Origin of the sequence: Paenibacillus anseongensis (genome assembly GCF_009757995.1) — a bacterium.
In the GTDB taxonomy this organism is placed as follows: domain Bacteria; phylum Bacillota; class Bacilli; order Paenibacillales; family NBRC-103111; genus Paenibacillus_E; species Paenibacillus_E chondroitinus.
Genome location: NZ_WSEM01000012.1, coordinates 152,838 through 170,812 on the forward strand (window position 1 = coordinate 152,838; position 17,975 = coordinate 170,812).

A 17,975-nucleotide genomic window follows, 5' to 3' on the forward strand; every position below is an offset into this window, starting at 1 on the left:
GAAGGATGTCGTAACGGCACCATGGCAGGTATCCTGGCTCCCCGGCAATACTTCTCTTCCGGATTACAGTGGCGGGACCGCGCCGGACTTCAACCGGCTTCCCTTTTAAGCGGCAATGAAATTCATAAGTGAATTCGTTGCCGGCACCAATGGCTGCATATTTGACTATCAATCTAATTGTCGATTATAGACTTCTTGCTACTTTTGTGCAATAACCTTGAGTACTTGCTTAGCTTCCTCCATTTTCGGGGCATTGACAGGAATGAAAGCAATAAGTCCTTTTCCTTCAAAGCCTTGCTCCTTCATCCACTTGTTGCCTGAGAGCGGAATTCCATACAGATGCTTTTCGGCGGGCTTGCCCTCTTCCGCAATTTCGATAACACCGTCCGGATAATCCGAAGGGTTAATCGTCTCATCCAAAGATACGAAGCCTGCTTGATTGCTTAATGTTTTAAATTGGTCATCCGCCAGGATAAAGATGCCGTTTCCGCCTGCCGCCAATTCAACGATCATTTTTTCCATGGAGAAAATGGGAGAGGTATTCAGCTTAACGGTAGGAGTTTCGCCGATCTTCGATTTTAAAGATGCCTCTAGCTTCTCACCTGCATCACTTGGAAATCCATTTTGACCCATGACAAAGATAGAAACATCCGGCTTTGGTCCTCCACAACCCGCAACTATCACCATAAGCGCTGACACTAGCATGACCATTAGAAATTTCAATTTCATGATGTAAGAGTACCTCCGTATACGAATCTAAATATATCGATAGTCGCGAGAAAAGTCGGCTTTCACCGACTTTTCTTCCAATTATTCATATATTCATTTATTTTGAGATCAAGTATCGTACTGAGTTCTACGACAGATTCGGATGTCATTTCCTCTCCGTCCAGAACCATCTGTTCTAACCTGCGTCGCAGAGAATGAATCTCTTCTTCTAATAAGTTTAGGGAGTTACGTTTCTTAGCACGCTTAGTCAACCAACGTTGTTCGAAATCTTGTTCATTAATTTGCAGATGTTTTCGATAGGTTGATAGTTGGTATTCCATGAAAGCCATGCTCATCCCTCCTTACTACAAGAATACCAGTTTTCATGAATAATTAACATAGATTTTTCAGATTGAATCACAAATTTCTTAGAAATTTTCCAATTCTCTCTAAAGCTTCATTCAGTTGAGATACACTATAGGCATAAGAGCAGCGTAAGAAACCTTCCCCACCTAAACCGAACACATCTCCTGGTACAGCAGCAACCTTAGCTTCGAATAAAAGCCGCTGGGCAAATTCGTCTGAAGTAAGTCCTGTGGCAACAACGCTTGGGAACGCATAGAAAGCACCCTGCGGTTCGTGACACTCCAGTCCAATATCGCGGAACCCTTTGACGACCAGGCGCCTGCGTTGATTGTACGACTCTATCATACGGTCTTTCTCTTCCAAACCATTCGTCAAAGCCTCATGTGCAGCTACTTGACCCATCACAGGTGCGCACATCACCGTATACTGGTGAATTTTGGTCATAGCGGAGATCAACTCTCGGTGACCGCATGCATATCCCATTCTCCAGCCAGTCATCGCAAAAGCCTTGGAGAAGCCGCTGACTAGAATCGTCCGATCCTTCATGCCTGGAACAGCTGCAAAACTTACATGCTTCTGCCCATAGGTCAATTCCGCATAAATTTCATCCGAAATCACAATAAGATCGTTCTCTTCCACGACTTTGGCAATTGGCAGCCAGTCCTCATAAGTCATAATGCCGCCAGTAGGATTGCTTGGATAACATAGAATTAAAATCTTGGAGCGTGGCGTAATGGCATCACGAAGCGCCTTCTCAGTCAGCTTGAATTGATCCTTCGCGAATGTTTCGATTCCGACAGGAACGCCGCCGCTAATACTCGTAATAGGCGAATAAGAGATGTAGCAAGGTTCTGGAATCAGAATCTCATCCCCCGGCGTAATCAAAGCGCGCAGTGCCAAATCAATGGCCTCACTGCCTCCGACGGTCACAAGGACTTCATTCGACGGCTCATATTTCACTTTAAAGGATGTGTACAAATAATCCGCAATCGCTTCGCGAAGCTCAGGAATTCCTGAGTTTGGCGTATATTTCGTTCTGCCGCGTTCCAAAGAGTAAACGGCTGCTTCACGAACGTGCCAAGGGGTTGAGAAATCCGGCTCCCCCACACCAAGGGAAATAATATCATCCTTGCTGTTGCTTACTAGATCAAAAAACTTCCGAATACCTGAAGGCTTCATTTCACGTACGGCAGGAGCAAGGTAGCCCTGCATCGATTTCACTTTGTTCGGCTCTACGATTGTCTCATTTTTGATCATGGCTTTACCTCTTCCTTACGGAGAGACAAGCATCCGATGATCATCAGCCTGATCCTCGAAAATGATGCCGTCTTGTTTGTATTTTTTCAAGATAAAATTCGTTTTGGTTGAAAGCACGCGATCAATTGGCGATAGCTTGTTAGAAACAAAAGAAGCAACTTGTTTAAGCGAATGGCCTTCAACCTCTACGAGTAAATCATAAGCGCCAGACATGAGATAAACAGATTTGACCTCTGGATATAAATAGATCCGTTCCGCAATAGCGTCGAACCCGCGTCCGCGTTCAGGCGTAATTTGCACTTCAATCAGGGCGGTAACCTTTTCGTCATCTACCTTGCTCCAGTTAACAACTGTCGCGTACTTGACGATGACCTTATCCGCTTCCATCTCGCTTATCGCTCGCGCCACCTCGTCCTCCGCCGTTCCTAACATTGTGGCGATGAGTTCCGCACTCCGGCGGGCGTCTTCTTTCAGTAATTCGAGAATTTTAAGCTTCAAAGCATCCATGGTTAACCAACCTTTCTGTGATCGTATTCATTCATCCTTTAATCTTACAATGAATTGCTGTCCTAATTCAATTACTCCGCTCATCAAATTTTCAGATAATTTGTGTATAAATGAATTTTCCTGCATGAGAATAACAAAAAGCCGCCTGATCCAGGCAGCTTATTATTTATACAACCCGTTTAAATGCCAGCTTTCAGCAATTTAGCAACGGTATGTTCAATTTCACGGTGTTCATACGTAGGCCGCACATGGATACTCGGTTCCCCAGCCATACAGCCGATCCCGACAAGCGTATTTTCGTCATACACAGAAATCACATTCTGAGACTCCAACTGATTCCAGTTCACATGGTTCTGAGTACCGGTTGTTATGCATTCATTTGTATAAGACTGTATAAAATCATGAAGTTGATCACTTTCGGGATGTCCATTAATATAAGCTAATTTCAAGGTAAATCCACCTCTCTGCGATCGCTTTATTACTTCTATAATTATACCTAATCATGAATTTTTATTCAATATTTTTTCGCGATTTACAAAAAAAATACGACTTCCGGACATTTTAGTCCAGCAGCCGTACTCATCGCCTATCTTTTAATCAAAATAGATCCATACTTAAATATCGTTCACCGGTATCCGGCGCAATACAAAGCACCCTTTTCCCCGCTCCAAGCTTACGGGCGACCTGCAGTCCCGTCCAAACCGAAGCACCGGCGGATGGTCCTACGAGAATGCCTTCTTTACTAGCCAAGTCTTTCATCGTACCGATTGCGTCCTCATCTGTCACTTGTACAATCTGATCATAAATACTCGTATTCAAAATAGACGGTACAAAGCCAGGGCTCGTGCCAACCAGCTTATGAGGTCCTGGGCTTCCTCCGGATAAAACAGGAGATCCCTTGGGCTCCACGACATAAATCTGGATGTCCGGCAGCTTCTCGCGAAGCACCTCGCCCGTTCCGGTAATAGTTCCTCCCGTGCCTGAAGTTGCAACGAAAGCATCCAGACGCCCTTCCATCTGCTCCAAAATCTCCGGGGCGGTCGTAACCCGGTGAATGCTCGGATTCGCCGGATTCTCAAACTGCTGAGGGATGTAGCTGTTCGGGATTTGATCCCTCAGCTCCTGTGCTTTGGCGATAGCTCCTGGCATCCGCAGCGCAGCAGGAGTCAGGACGACCTCTGCGCCATAGGCCTTGAGCAGGTTAATCCGTTCCTTCGACATATTATCCGGCATGATGAGAATGGCTTTGTATCCTTTGGCTGCTGCATTCATCGCGAGGCCAATACCTGTATTGCCGCTCGTCGGTTCGATGATCGTGGCGCCCGGGCTAAGCAGCCCATTTTTCTCGGCCTGCTCGATTAAATTAAAAGCCGCCCGATCCTTTACACTGCCGCTTGGATTAAAATATTCAAGTTTGACATACAACTCTGCATCGCCAGGCTCCACCAACCGTTGAATTCGGACAGCCGGTGTATCACCAATCAGCTCTGTGATGCTGTTCACCATTTTTTTATGTGTCAAGGGTTGCCCCCTCCTCTTCCCATTAACCAACACTATCCACATTTTTATCGGGAAGCCCCAGAGATGTCAAGTTTTAATTACAGATAACTGCTTTTTCATAAAATACCAGCTAAAAAGCGGAGAACTGCCGATGATTAATAAAAGCACATTAATGACAAGTGGCGCCTTGCTCCACGAAATTACACAAATAAACAGCAGCACCCCGGAGACCCTTCCAACATTTAAAGCAAGCTCACGAAGCACGATATACTCCTCTCTTTGCCTGGCGCTTTCTTCCGTTGAACCAATCAAATCAAATACAGCAGATACCATCGGTACGGAGTACATAGGAAAGAAAAGCGCCGACCCCAGTCCGAAGAGAAGTAAAGTGCTGTAACCCATTTTCCAGAAAAAAGGAAGAATGATCGCTACCACCATAGCTGCACCGATAAACATGCTGACCTTCCGGAACCTCGGCTTTATAAACCGGCCTGCCGCCCAGAAGCTAACTAAAGAAACTGCCGACGTAATCAGCACAAAATTCCCCAGACTCGCTTCACTTGATGTGGAAATATAAACAAGCAGAGCGATCATGAAACCGAAGACGCCTTCTCTAACCCCCTGAAAAACCAACGCTAAACTGACACGCTTCCAAGGCGTTTCCGCTTTTCTAAGGCTTCGAATAGGAAACATCCATTCATAAGCACCTTGTACTTTTCTCTTTTTCAGAAAAAAGCTAATCACTACGCCAAGCAGAAAGATGCCAAGTGAAATGGAAAAGATTAATCGATACCCTTTGATATCGCCCAAATTCACAATCAATAAACCTGATATCCATGGCGCAATGATGCCCGCTCCAGCTCCGAGCAAGCCCACCGATCCGTTAAACCGATCTCGATTGTCAGGGTCCGTTACTTCGAAATAAACAACGTTAAAGGCAACCCAGAACAGCCCTGCAGAAATTCCTTGCACGATGCCCAGCCATACAAAATATTGAAAGCTGTTCGCTCCCAGCCACAGAACCAGCATATAAAATACGGCAGAAATAGCTACGCCGATGCGTAAGCAGTTCATTTTATTATGTTCCTTCACCCATTTTCCTGCTAACCAGAAGGTGATGGCCATCGTCAAATGAGTCGCTAACGTGAACCAACCAATTAGCGTGTAGTCATTTTTGGCTTTCCACAAATAGACGCCTACAAAAGTTCCCGACAGCGCGTTTGCGCTCCCAAATAGCGTATGAACGATAATCAGAAGAATCGCCTGTGAATCTAATCGCCCTTTTTTGGCCGAGTTGTTATGCTCAGTAGGTTGTTGATCGCGCTCTTCGAAATAGTTGCCCTTCTGTCGTTCTTTCCCTTTACCTGGATGCATTCGCTGCATACTCTGATCATTGTGCATAAATAATTCCTCACCTTTCCCCGCGGAAACGAAATAGTTCTAGTTAAACTTCCCCATTCGGGTGAAAATATGAGGTATTCCATATAAAAAAACCGAATCCACGAGGACTCGGTTTCCTTTTTACTCCGATTTAATGCGTTCAACCATCAATAGTCGATCTGTATCGGACAACACTTTTTCAACTTTAAAACAGGACGGGCACACATACACATTCATCGTGAACGGAGCCGTCAGGAACGCGCTGCCGAGCGTTTTTGGAATGGTTGGCGTGAAGGAAGTTTCGTTTACAACTTCATTCCCTGCCAGCAGAAGCAGTTCATGACAGTTTGAGCACTCCGGCGCTTCTTCCTGCTCGTCTGTGATATGCTGTACCTTTTCCCCATATTTATCAAGCGGCTCATCTGAGTCATCCCATGCCAATGACAAATCCTCATCCGCATCAGGAAACTCCTGATCTTGAAAACGAAGCGGTTGACCCGTTAATTTCACTTTCAAATCAATACTGCGATAATCCTTCAACTCGTTAAAACAATGCGGACATTCATCCTCCGGTCCAATCTCAGGATCCCAAACAATCTCTGTCTGACACCAAGGACAAACAACTTCTTCATTCGCACTCATGACGTAATCCTCCATCTATTGCACTCAAGCAAATTTCATTAAATAATAAATCCCTGCCGCCATAAACACAAATGCGATAGCAAACAAGGTGCCCCACAGGTATTTCATGTTCAAGCCTCCAAGACTATGTATGATTCTAGGTTACGCATGCGCCTACTACGTAAGATAGGGAGACAGATAGCGTCAAAGACAAGAACCCTACAGCGCGGTTATCTTTTTTGATTTCTTCATCAATTTTAAAATAAGGCGTTAAGAACTCAAAAATGAAGTAGGCTGCCAGCAACAGTAAGAATCCGTAGCCTGCCCAAATGAGAGAGTGAATCATCGTGTCATTATTCAAAATGGAAAACCGGAACAAGTTACAAATCCCAAAAATTTTCCCGCCTGTCGCCATTGCCACAGAGAGATTGCCCTTTTTGATCTCTGCCCAGTCATCATACTTCGTGACCATTTCGAAAATTGTTAAAAATACCACAAGCGCGATGACAGCTACTGCAAAAAATGCAAGCGTCGATAAATACGGATTACTCAGCAACACATCCACCTCTTCATTCATATCGTCTCCTGCCTTCCTTCCACGTAGAGAGTTTAAACGTTGATTTAAAAATCCCTATATACGGTAGAAGAGACTGAGTTTGGCTCAGTCTCTCGCAGGTACTATTAGTATATCATTAAGATTGTTTTTTTTCAGCAAGCTTTGCTTTCATAGCGGCCAATTCATCATCGATGCCACTTTTGCTGGCGCCAAGTCCTTCGAGCTCATCATCCAGGCTGCGGTTTTTGGAACGAATCTCGCCGCTTGCTTGCGCTTCAGCTTCCATTTGAAGGACTTTCTCGCTCATGCGGTCAAAGCCTTTGGCTGCGTTGTCTGTACCGAATCCGGACATCGCTTGATTGATTTGTTTTTGCGCTTTGGCTGTTTCAGCACGGGCAATCAACAAATCTTTTTTGTTTTTCATTTTGTTGAACTCGTCTTTCATCTCCGTCAACTGGCTGCGAAGCTGATCCGCATTGGTTTTGGCAAGATCATATTGACGTTTCAACTCGTCGAAACGAACTTGCTGCTCTTTCTTGTCTTCGAGCGCGCGGCGGGCCAAGTCTTCGTTGCCGGCTTCAAGAGCTTTCATCGCTTGCTCTGTACGTTTGGTAACCATTTCTTCTGCTTCTTCGAATTGAAGCTTGAATTTCTTCTCGATCGCGATTTGCTTAGCAACAGCAGATTCTGCTTCCAAAATGTCTTCTTCCATGTCACGTAAAAACTGATTTAACATCTTAACTGGGTCTTCTGCTTTGTCCAGCAAATCATTAACCGAAGCCATCGTCATATCACGCAATCTTTTAAAAATACCCATTTTGAATTCCTCCTAAGGTTAATCCTTATTTATTTTATAATTGGTAATGCGTTTTGATTTCTAATCACCGGTGCTTACACACATTAAATACGCAGTCCCAAACAATGAGTTTCAAAAAGTTGAAAATATTTTTAAAAGTTATTTCAATTCCACAACGGTCACTCCGGCTCCGCCTTCATTGTAGTTCCCCATACGGTAACTTTTCACGTGTTTGTGACGGCGCAGATACTCCTGCATGCCTGTGCGGAGCACGCCTGTTCCTTTGCCGTGAATCAGGTACACTTGCCCCAGATTGCCAAGGAACGATTCATCCAGGAAGCGATCTGCCTCAATCAACGCTTCCTCCATGTTCAGCCCGCGCATATCCAACTCCATACGAATGCTGTCATCCCTTGTTCGTTTGACGGTGGTCGCCACCTGATGAGCCGGCTTCTTCTGAGCCGTACTGCCGATTTTCTCGAGGTTGGCTATCTCAACCTTCAATTTCATAATCCCCAGCTGCACAGTCGCTTCCGTCGGGCTAACGATTTCGACCACGTGACCCTTCTGACCCAGGCTCACGACACGCACTTCATCCCCGGCCTCGATTCTCTCAGGCCGCTTCTTCGCTGCGCGAACCTGCTTCTCGCGCAGTTCTGGCGCCGCCTGATCGAGGCGGCGCTTCGCTTCAACCAGCCGGTGGTCCTTGACCCCGCCGGCTTCTTCTTGCGCCATGCGCCGCAGGTCAGCGATCACTTCGTCCGCCTCGCGGCGCGCCTTGGCGACAGCCTCACGCGCGTCGCGTTCGGCTTTCTCGAGCAGCTTGTCGCGCTGCTCGTCGAATTTGAGCTGCTGCGCCTCCAACGTCCGGCGCATCTCTTCCGCCTCGCGCCGCAGCCTCTCGGCGCTCTCGCGCTCCGCTTCTGCGATTAAGCGATTCTCTTCGAGAGACGCGATCATCGACTCTACGCGTTTCTCCTCTTCGCCGACCTGGGTGCGCGCATGCTCAATAATTCGGCGCGACAAGCCCAAGCGTTCTGCAATGGCAAACGCGTTGCTTCGCCCTGGAACCCCTACAAGCAACCGATAAGTCGGGCTTAACGTTTGGATATCAAATTCCATGCTCGCGTTTATCGTGCCGCGCGTTTGGTACGCGTAAGCCTTAAGCTCCGAGTAGTGAGTCGTTGCAATGATTCGGCAGCCTATTTGGTGGATATAATCAAGGATTGAAATCGCTAGCGCAGAGCCTTCTGCTGGATCTGTGCCTGCTCCAAGCTCATCCAGTAGGACCAAGCTTTTAGGCGTCATATCCCGCAAAATGGTGATGATATTTGTCATATGGCTAGAAAATGTACTTAAATTCTGTTCGATGCTCTGTTCATCCCCAATATCGGCATAAATCGCATCGAATACACATAACTGAGTGCCTTCTTCCGCAGGTACAAACAAACCTGACATCGCCATCAAACTTAATAACCCAACCGTTTTGAGAGAGACTGTTTTTCCCCCTGTATTCGGTCCGGTCACAATAATTTGCGTAAAATCATTCCCTAACTCCAAATCAAGCGGAACAACGAGATCTGCCGCGATTAGCGGATGACGCCCGCGCTTGATTTTGATAAAGCCGCGGTCATTCAACCTTGGCATCGTAGCTTTTAGTTCTCTGGCCAGACCTGCTTTGGCAAATGTAAAATCGAGCTCAGCCAATTGATCCACATCATAAACAAGCACATCAACTTGTTCAGCGACAAGCGCAGTTAAGGCGCGCAAAATCTTCTCGATTTCCGTTTCTTCCTTGAACTTAAGCTCGCGAATCTTATTGTTCAGTTGCACAATAGCGTCAGGTTCAATGTATAGAGTCGCTCCCGAAGCCGATTGATCATGTACCATCCCGCCGAAGTTAGAACGATATTCGGATTTGACCGGAATCACGTAACGATCGTTTCGGATCGTGATCAACACATCCTGCAGCATCTTTTGTACCGACGAATTGCGGAGCATTTGCTCCAAGCGTTCACGCACTCTGCTCTCGCCTGTACGCAGTTCACTGCGCACACGGCCTAATTCAACGCTTGCGCTATCGACAACAACGGCATTCTCATCAATGCAGCTATTAATTTTATCTTCCAACGATTTATTCTCAGTCAGTAATTCAACCTGCCCCTTGAGCATCGGAATTGAATACTCCTCATGAACAGCCAGTATAAATCGCTTCAACCTGCGGGTACCAAACATCGTCGTCGATATGTCCAGCAATTCGGCTGGATTCAGCATCCCGCCAATTCTGGCGCGGTGCAAGGAAGAACGAATATCCCGTATCCCGCCAAACGGGGCGTTGCCTTTCAGGCGTTCTACATTTACCGCTTCATCGGTTGCTTGCAGCCGCAGCTTAACGAGTTCAAAATCCCCGATCGGTTCAAGATGCTGGACAGCGTCCTTCCCGAGAGAAGTAGCTGCGTGATGAGCTAGTTTATGTAAAATTTTCGCATATTCCAATGTTTTAATAATTTTCTGATTCAACTGTCCCAACCTCATTTCTATCCTATATTATAAACCATTTTGCGTATGATTAGCTACGGAGACAATTGTTATATGGAAGATGCTGCCTGCCATAATCTGTTCAAAAGTTGGATACACTAATTTGTGCACCTATTCCTTCTGCCAAGGAATCGAAGTAAATGTCAAACACACCAAGCAAAATTCAACAAAAACATCTTTTCTGACCATGAGAGCACGTTGTCTCATCGTAGAAAAAAGGAGGTTCTTGAATGCATCTTCTAGGACATCTGGTTAGGTTTATTGTATCTGCTTTGGTATTAATGTTTGTAAGTTGGTTAGTGCCAGGATTTCAGGTCGGGGGATTCTGGAGCGCGTTTTTCCTTGCCTTGGTCATTGCCATTGCGGCATGGATCATTGAAGGAATTTTTGGTAAGCAAATCACTCCTTTTGGCAGAGGAATCGTAGGCTTTCTGGTGAGCGCGCTGGTCATCTGGGCCGCCCAGTTCGTCGTGAGTAATGTTTCAACGAGCATCATAGGTGCGATTTTAGCCGCTTTAGTCATTGGGATCATCGACTTGTTCATTCCTGTGAAAACCCCCTTCGAGCAAGGGATCACAGGAAGAGAAGATCGTCGATAACTGTATCAGTTTGTAGTCCTGATAGCCATGATAAAGCCCAAAAAAGATCGGTCTGCTGCGTACCACTCGCCGGGCCGATCTTTTCCTTTTATTCGAACCCATCCGAACGCTTTCACTAGTTTGTCACTGTTTTTTCCATATCGGTGATGTACAATTGAAAGGAAAACAAATACATTTTATCGTCGGAGGGTATTTATGAAAAAACTACTCGTTCTTTTAATGGGAGTTGCTATAGTTATCGCAATCACTGCTTGTGGAAGCAAAGCGTCCAAGCCGGCAGATACGACTTCTCCTGCTGCAACTACACAAGCGGCCGGTGGTCAGAACGTAACTTTGAAAGCAACGAACTTCAAATTTGATCAGACGGAATATCGCGTAAAAAAAGGCGAGCCTGTCACGATTACGCTTGATAACTCGCAAGGTATTCACGGTGCTTCGATCAAAGAATTCAACGTTAAATTGGATAACAGCAACAAAACTTTTACTTTTACACCAGATAAAACGGGTTCATTTCCGATTACATGCTCCATCATGTGCGGAAGCGGCCATGCCAATATGAAAACAACATTGATTGTTGAATAATTACTTGTTCAAAAGGTCTTGTCGCGGCAAACGCGGTAAGGCTTTTTTATTGTTTCGGAAATAATAAAAAGCCGCCTTTTTCTATAAAAAATAGAAATCGGCAGCTTTCATATGGGGATTCCTTGCTTCCAAAGTTCTTGCAATTTACCGGCAATATCGGGCAATTCATTAATCAGGTAAGGGGCTACGGCTGAGCTCGAAAGCATCTTCTGAAGTCCATCCGATGGAATGATCGTGATGACGTTCACGGCGATAATGACGATTAAAAGGGCTTCAGCTAAGCCGAGCAACGCCCCGCTCCAACGATTAATGACATTCAATCCCGGCGTTTTAGCTAAAATGTTTAATGCTCGTCCGATGAAGACCAATGCGAACTTCACACCAAAAAACAAGATGGCAAAGGCGATTGCATTCGAGATATAGGTGTCTAGATTGAGGCCTTTCACGATAAATTCGTATTTCTGATAATTTTGATACGTAGGCAGTGAGATCGCATTTCGAAGCACCGGTGCAAAATCCTTGTAGAAATAAAAGGCCACTAAATAAGCGAGCACAAACCCGGAGATGGATACAATTTGCGCAATAAACCCTCTAAAGTAACCAATCAGCAATCCCAAAGCAACGATAGCCAATAAAAAATAATCCAATTTGTTCAGCATCTTCCGGATTACCTGGCCGGGCTGTCTGTTTCAGCTAATTCAATCCATTCGTTATACTCAGTTTGCAGCTTAGCGTATTCCTCGCGCAGTTCACTGTATTCTTTTTTAATCTGTTGTAATTCCTTTTCCAAGGCATCGTCATTTAAACTCTGATTCAGCATTACTTCTTTGTCATTGTTGTATTGTTCTTGAAGGCGTTCTTTTTCTTCTTCCAAATAAGTGTTCAACAACGCTCTTTCTTGCTGTTGCTGTTGAATGATCGTTTTAATTTGAGCCTGGTAATGCTGAATAATTGTAGATTTCTGGCCTTCATACTGTTGTACGATGTTGGTTTGTTGGTTTTGGAAATCTGCTACAAAGTCAGCTTTTTCTTGCATGTATTGTTGAACAAGCCCTTCCTTTTCTTGCTCAAATTTTTGCTCTACTTTCGTAGTCTGACTCTTCTCTTCTTCCAGCTCTTGCTGCAATTGTAATTTCTCGTGCTGAATCTGCTGTAATTGCTCCTTCAGCTGCTCTTGTTCTTGCTTGCCTTGTTCGATTTGCTGTTTGGCTAGCAAGTATTGTTGGTTCTCTTGTTCCAGCTGTTGTTTGATTTGCTCTTGAATAAGAGTGACTTTTTCATTCTGCTGACTGGATTGTTGTAATTGTTGCTTCAATTGCTCTTGAATTTGCTTATTTTGTTCCAGTTGTTGTTGCATTTCCAATTGCTGCTGTTTGGCTTGCTGCAGTTGCTGTTTCAGCAGCTCTTGTTGTTCTTTACCTTGTTCGATCTGTTGTTTCCCTTGTTCGATTTGCTTTTTGGCTTGTAAGTGCTGCTGTTGCTCTTGTTCAAGCTGTTGTTTGAGTTGCTCTTGAATAGCAGTGGCTTCCTCATGCTGCTGGCCAGCTTGCTGTAATTGTTGTTCCATTTGTTCTTGTGCTTGTTTATTTTGTTTGAGCTGCTGTTGTAGATCTAAGAGCTGCTGCTTTTCCTGTTCAAGCAACTGCTGCGCTTCCGTAACCTGTTTTTTCTCTTGTTCCAATTGCTCTGTGAGTCGTTGCGTGTTTTGCTCGTTAAGCTGCTTCGCTTTAACTTGCTCCTCTTTAACTTGCTGCAATTGCTGGATTAGCTGATCATGCTCTTGCTCTTGTTCTTGTTTGCCTTGTTCTAGCTGCTTGACGACTTGCAAATGCTGCTGTTTTTCCTGTTCAAGCAGCTGCTGATCTTGCGTTCGTTGTTTTTTCTCCTGCTCCAGCTGCTGTTTGATTTGTTCGTGAATCTGTTTAGCTTGATCCTGTTCCTTTCTAACCTGCTGCAATTGCTGTCTCAGCTGCTCCTGTTGTTGTTTGCCTTGTTCAATTTGTTTTTTCGCTTGTAGATGCTGCTGTTTTTCCTGGTCAAGCAGCTGCCGCGTTTGGGCAACTTGCTTTTTTTCTTGTTCAAGCTGTTGTTTGGTTTGTTCATGAGCCTGTTTAGCCTGATCTTGCTGCTGTTTGGCGTGGTCTTGCTGTTGCTTGGCTTGATCTTGCTGTTGCTTCGCTTGCTCCTGCTGCTGCTTCACTTGCGCTTGCTGCTGTAGCAATTGCTGCTTGACTAACTCCTGCTCTTGTTTGCCCTTCTGCACTTCCTGCTGGAGCTGTTCCTTTTGCGCTTGAGCTTGGTCTAACTTCCCTTTTTGTTCATTCAGAAACGTTTGTTGTTTATCATAATCGTGCTTCAACTGATTGTATGTAACGTTCACTTTCTCATAGGCAGCTTTGGTAGCCTCTTGTTCTTTCTGCGCCGCGCTCAGCTCTTCCATAATTTCATTCATTCGGAAACATTCATCCGCCATGTTCACAGCAGCGAGCACGGCAATTCTTTGTGAATCCAACCGCGGATAGCCCTTGGCGATACGAAACATTTGGTCATTTACATACTCCGCCACACGCTTCATGTAATTCGTGCTTGTATCTGCTTTCAACTTGTATTGATTTCCATATATGTCAACGGTTATTTTCGTTTTATCTTCTGCAGTCATATTATTTCCCCCTTAGATGAAAAGGCTGGCCTTATCGACGTTAATTTCGATAAGACCAGCCTGTTTTCCTGCAACTTATGAGAAACTTGCTCTATTTTCTTAACTCTGCCTCATATTGCTGTTCAAGGGTTTGAACCACTTTGGCATGGAGCTCCGTTACCTCTTCATCCAACAGGGTTCTTTCCGCATGACGGTACACGAGAGCGATCGCTACGCTCTTACGATTTGCACCAAGGCGCTCTCCTGTGTAGATATCAAAAACCTGGATAGACTCAAGCAAATCGCCGGCAACTTCGGCAATGGACTGCTCCATGAGACCGACCGGTACGCTAGCATTTACAACGACTGCAATATCACGTCCAACGGACGGATAACGTGGTAATAGTTTATACACAATCGCATCGCCAGCAGCTTCAAGAATAGGAGCCAGCTCAACTTCAAGCACATACGTGTCATCCAGATCACGCTGCTGTTGAACAGTTGGGTGTAGTTGCCCCATTCGGCCAATTACTTTCGAACCTTCGGAAGTAGCAAGCAAAAGCTCTGCCGTACGCCCTGGATGGAATCCATCCGGGGAAGCCGATGTGTAAGTAAGCCCTTTGACACCCAGGTAGCTGATCAGGCGATCAAAAATTCCTTTGATATCATAGAAATCAACGGCCTCGGATTTCTGCGCCCAATGCGCCCCGCGGCGTTTGCCCGTCATGGCAATAGAAAGCAATAGCTTCTCTTGCGGCAGCGCAGTGAGTGCTGACTCATCAGTAATAAATGCTTTGCCTACTTCGAAAATAGCTACGTCATCCATCGTCCGGTTACGGTTGTAACTCACGACTTCCAGCAAATGCGGCAGCAAGCTGGTACGCAGTTGGCTGCGATCCTCGCTCATTGGCATTGCGAGGGAGATCGGCTTAGCAGCTGGGTATAGACCCGGCAGCGAAACGGTTTGATCCGGGTGCGTGAAGGAATACGTAATGACTTCATGCAGCCCGCTTTGAGTCAGGAGATTGCGCGCGATGCGACGAATCGACTGTTCTTTGGACAAGGAGCCTGGCGTCGTCACGCCGGTCATCAAGGTCGTCGGGATGTTATCGTAGCCGAAGAGGCGTGCCACTTCTTCGATCAAATCAACATCCCGTGTGATGTCTCCGCGGCGGCTCGGCACGTGCACGAGCAGCTTGCCTTCTCCCGCCGGCTCGAACGTGAAGTGCAGGCGCTCGATGATTTGGCCCATCTCGTCAAGCGAAAGCGCCGTGCCGAGATAGTTGTTCACGCGGTCAGCAGCAAGCTCGATGCTGACGGGCTTGTGTGAGCCAGCGACAGCTTCGACGATGCCGTCTGCGACTTTGCCGCCTGCATACTCAGCAATCAATGCAGCCGCGCGGTTCAATGCCGGAAGCACCGCTTCCGGGTTCACTTCTTTCTCGAAGCGAAGGCTCGCTTCAGAGCGAAGGCCTAGCTGGCGCGATGTGCGGCGCACAGATGAGCCTGCAAATTTTGCGGATTCCAGTAAAATGCGAGTCGTATCATTCGTCACTTCGGAATTCGCGCCGCCCATAACACCAGCGATCGCTACAGGCTTCGTACCGTCCGTAACAAGCAGCATGTGCGGCTCCAGGGTACGCTCTACATCGTCGAGCGTAACGAGCTTCTCGCCAGCCTCAGCAAGGCGTACATCGATGTGGCCGTTATTCAGCTGTTCAGCATCAAAAGCATGCAGCGGCTGACCATACTCCAACATCACGAAGTTCGTGATGTCAACGATGTTATTGATAGGGCGGATACCGGCCGCCATCAAACGGTTTTGCATCCACAGCGGAGAAGTGCCTACGCGCACGCCTTCGATCAGGCGCGCCGCATAGTGAGAGCACTGCTCGGTGGCTGTGATCTTCACGCTGATGCGGTCAGCGGCTTTCACACCGGCTGATCCAGCTTGCTGCAGCGCCGCTTCCGCATCCGGCAGCTTAACGCTGCGGCCAAGGATCGCTGCGATCTCATAAGCGGCTCCGAGCATGCTCAAGCAGTCGGAACGGTTCGGCGTCAGATCAAGCTCCAGCACCTTGTCATTGATCGCCAGAACATCAAGAACAGAGCTTCCGACTTCCGTTTCTGCCGGAAGCACTAGAATACCTTCCTGAATTTCTTTCGGCAGCAGTTTATCGTTCAAGCCAAGCTCTTTGGCAGAGCAAATCATCCCTTGGGATTCAACACCGCGCAATTTGGCGCGTTTGATTTGCAGGCCTCCCGGTAGAACAGCTCCAATCATAGCGACAGGCACTTTTTGGCCTGCATCAATATTTTTGGCTCCGCAGACGATTTGCAAATCTTCGCCTTGACCGACATCAATGACACACACGCTTAATTTATCCGCATCCGGATGCTTCTCACGGGATTTCACATACCCGACAACTACGTTCGTTACGCCTTTATTTCGATCCTCCACGATATCCACTTCGATACCGCTTCGGGTTAACTTTTCTGCTAATTCCTCAGCTGTGAAACCTGATACATCTACATATTCCGATAACCATTGGTATGAAACATTCATGCTTAACCCCTCCTTTTCCTAGTGCTTACAGATGTAAGAATTGTTTTAAGAAACGCAGATCATTCGTATAGAAATGACGGATATCTTCGATTCCGTATTTCAACATAGCAATACGCTCAACGCCCATACCGAAGGCGAACCCTGTATACTCCTTAGGATCGTAACCGCCCATCTCAAGAACGCGCGGATGCACCATACCCGCTCCGAGAATTTCTAACCAACCTGTTTGTTTACAAGTCCGGCAGCCAACGCCTCCGCACATTGCACAGCTCACATCAACCTCGACACTCGGCTCTGTGAATGGGAAGAAGCTGGGACGCAAACGAATTCTTGTTTCTTTGCCATACATTTCTTGCACGAATTGCAGCAAAGTACCTTTCAAATCGCTCATCCGAACGTTGCGGTCGATAACCAGACCTTCGATTTGCGTAAACATGTGGGAATGTGTCGCATCGTCGTCGTCGCGGCGGTATACTTTACCCGGGCAAATGATTTTGATCGGAACTTCGCCTTTACGTTTCTCCATCGTTCTCACTTGAACAGGGGAAGTTTGGGTACGCATCAAGATTTCTTCAGTAATGTAGAAGGAGTCCTGCATATCGCGGGCCGGGTGGTCTTTGGGCAGGTTCAGCGCTTCGAAATTGTAATAGTCCTGCTCAACCTCCGGTCCTTCTGCAACCGTATAGCCCATTCCGATGAAAATATCTTCAATTTCTTGAATTACTTTGCTTAATGGGTGTACGGCGCCTTGCTCAGACGGACGACCCGGCAGCGTAACGTCGATCATTTCAGCACGTAGTCTGTTTTCCGTTTCCTGCTGCTGATATGCCGCTTGCTTCTCTTCGATCACCGATTCAATCGCAGCACGAACATCGTTCGCCACTTGCCCAATGATCGGTCTCTCTTCTGCGCTTAACGCTCCCATTCCGCGAAGAACCTCGGTTAATGGACCTTTTTTACCTAAATATTTAATACGTAAATCGTTCAGCTCCTGCTGGCTTTGTACGCCGCTTAGCTCTTGCAGTGCTTCCTGCTTCAAAGCTTCTAACCGCTCTTTCATTGCAATCCCTCCTGAATTAGGCCCTTGAATCAACCAAAATGAAAACACAAAAAAGACTTTCCGCTCCCTCGCAAGGGACGAAAAGCCGTGGTACCACCCTAATTAGATCCATTTCCCGGCCAATAGGCCAAAAAATGATCTCACTTCATTCCAGATAACGGACGATGTGTCCGGTTCCCTCTACTTAGAAGAAAGCCAATAAAGCTTAACTCGGTTCAAAGGACTGCTCGGGAGCGAACTTCTGCAGCCTGATTCTCGGGGTCAGCTCTCAATCAACGGCTTACCCTCCCTGTCAAGAAGC

At 46.5% G+C, this 17,975-nt stretch carries 17 protein-coding genes, 1 riboswitch and 1 other annotated feature (1 of these 19 only partly in view); of the genes, 2 read left to right on the top strand and 15 right to left on the bottom strand.

All coding sequences use genetic code 11. The features are described 5' to 3' along the window. Nucleotides 1–6: 6 nt before the first annotated feature. Nucleotides 7–167, bottom strand: a riboswitch (cobalamin riboswitch). A gap of 31 nt (nucleotides 168–198) precedes the next feature. From GON05_RS13100 to GON05_RS13150, 11 genes are all read right to left on the bottom strand, one after another. Beyond that, nucleotides 199–729, bottom strand: coding sequence for a hypothetical protein (locus GON05_RS13100; RefSeq protein ID WP_127457310.1), 531 nt, complete (start codon nucleotides 727–729; stop codon nucleotides 199–201). Between the two features lie 62 nt (nucleotides 730–791). Further along, nucleotides 792–1,058, bottom strand: a complete 267-nt coding sequence (locus tag GON05_RS13105; RefSeq protein ID WP_127457311.1) for an aspartyl-phosphate phosphatase Spo0E family protein — start codon at nucleotides 1,056–1,058, stop codon at nucleotides 792–794. A gap of 67 nt (nucleotides 1,059–1,125) precedes the next feature. After that, nucleotides 1,126–2,331 (bottom strand): aminotransferase class I/II-fold pyridoxal phosphate-dependent enzyme, encoded by a 1,206-nt coding sequence (locus GON05_RS13110; protein ID WP_157319555.1) that lies wholly within the window; start codon nucleotides 2,329–2,331, stop codon nucleotides 1,126–1,128. 15 nt (nucleotides 2,332–2,346) lie between these two features. Further along, nucleotides 2,347–2,838, bottom strand: a complete 492-nt coding sequence (locus tag GON05_RS13115; protein WP_127457313.1) for an Lrp/AsnC family transcriptional regulator — start codon at nucleotides 2,836–2,838, stop codon at nucleotides 2,347–2,349. A gap of 179 nt (nucleotides 2,839–3,017) precedes the next feature. Next, entirely contained in the window at nucleotides 3,018–3,287 is a 270-nt protein-coding gene (locus GON05_RS13120) for a hypothetical protein (RefSeq protein ID WP_157319556.1), read from the bottom strand. A gap of 148 nt (nucleotides 3,288–3,435) precedes the next feature. Further along, entirely contained in the window at nucleotides 3,436–4,344 is a 909-nt protein-coding gene (gene cysK, locus GON05_RS13125; RefSeq protein ID WP_220138866.1) for a cysteine synthase A, read from the bottom strand. Between the two features lie 81 nt (nucleotides 4,345–4,425). After that, nucleotides 4,426–5,739 carry an MFS transporter gene (locus GON05_RS13130; RefSeq protein ID WP_157319558.1) on the bottom strand — a complete coding sequence of 438 codons (1,314 nt, stop codon included), beginning with the start codon at nucleotides 5,737–5,739 and terminating at the stop codon, nucleotides 4,426–4,428. Nucleotides 5,740–5,859: 120 nt separating this feature from the next. After that, nucleotides 5,860–6,360 (bottom strand): hypothetical protein, encoded by a 501-nt coding sequence (locus GON05_RS13135; RefSeq protein ID WP_157319559.1) that lies wholly within the window; start codon nucleotides 6,358–6,360, stop codon nucleotides 5,860–5,862. A 136-nt stretch (nucleotides 6,361–6,496) separates the two neighbouring features. Then, complete coding sequence (locus GON05_RS13140; protein WP_127457316.1) at nucleotides 6,497–6,916, bottom strand: DUF350 domain-containing protein; 420 nt, start codon at nucleotides 6,914–6,916, stop codon at nucleotides 6,497–6,499. Between the two features lie 115 nt (nucleotides 6,917–7,031). Continuing rightward, nucleotides 7,032–7,712: a PspA/IM30 family protein gene (locus GON05_RS13145; RefSeq protein WP_157319560.1), complete on the bottom strand. Its 681-nt coding sequence runs from the start codon at nucleotides 7,710–7,712 to the stop codon at nucleotides 7,032–7,034. Nucleotides 7,713–7,850: 138 nt separating this feature from the next. Next, entirely contained in the window at nucleotides 7,851–10,211 is a 2,361-nt protein-coding gene (locus tag GON05_RS13150; RefSeq protein WP_246239087.1) for an endonuclease MutS2, read from the bottom strand. A gap of 248 nt (nucleotides 10,212–10,459) precedes the next feature. Here GON05_RS13150 and GON05_RS13155 point away from each other — a divergent pair, with 248 nt between their 5' ends. Continuing rightward, nucleotides 10,460–10,828 carry a phage holin family protein gene (locus GON05_RS13155; protein ID WP_127457319.1) on the top strand — a complete coding sequence of 123 codons (369 nt, stop codon included), beginning with the start codon at nucleotides 10,460–10,462 and terminating at the stop codon, nucleotides 10,826–10,828. A 195-nt stretch (nucleotides 10,829–11,023) separates the two neighbouring features. After that, nucleotides 11,024–11,410: a cupredoxin domain-containing protein gene (locus GON05_RS13160; RefSeq protein WP_157319562.1), complete on the top strand. Its 387-nt coding sequence runs from the start codon at nucleotides 11,024–11,026 to the stop codon at nucleotides 11,408–11,410. Nucleotides 11,411–11,517: 107 nt separating this feature from the next. On the opposite strand, the gene GON05_RS13165 is transcribed toward GON05_RS13160, so the two are convergent. The 4 genes from GON05_RS13165 to pheS form a co-directional block, all read right to left on the bottom strand. Next, nucleotides 11,518–12,069: a CvpA family protein gene (locus GON05_RS13165; protein WP_246239089.1), complete on the bottom strand. Its 552-nt coding sequence runs from the start codon at nucleotides 12,067–12,069 to the stop codon at nucleotides 11,518–11,520. An 8-nt stretch (nucleotides 12,070–12,077) separates the two neighbouring features. Then, a complete protein-coding gene (locus GON05_RS13170; protein WP_157319563.1) occupies nucleotides 12,078–14,069 on the bottom strand; it encodes a cell division protein ZapA in 1,992 nt (663 codons plus the stop codon). 91 nt (nucleotides 14,070–14,160) lie between these two features. Continuing rightward, nucleotides 14,161–16,614 (bottom strand): phenylalanine--tRNA ligase subunit beta, encoded by a 2,454-nt coding sequence (gene pheT, locus GON05_RS13175; RefSeq protein ID WP_157319564.1) that lies wholly within the window; start codon nucleotides 16,612–16,614, stop codon nucleotides 14,161–14,163. A 25-nt stretch (nucleotides 16,615–16,639) separates the two neighbouring features. Beyond that, complete coding sequence (gene pheS, locus GON05_RS13180; RefSeq protein ID WP_127457323.1) at nucleotides 16,640–17,674, bottom strand: phenylalanine--tRNA ligase subunit alpha; 1,035 nt, start codon at nucleotides 17,672–17,674, stop codon at nucleotides 16,640–16,642. Nucleotides 17,675–17,744: 70 nt separating this feature from the next. After that, nucleotides 17,745–17,975, bottom strand: a binding site (T-box leader) (it continues 31 nt past the right edge of the window).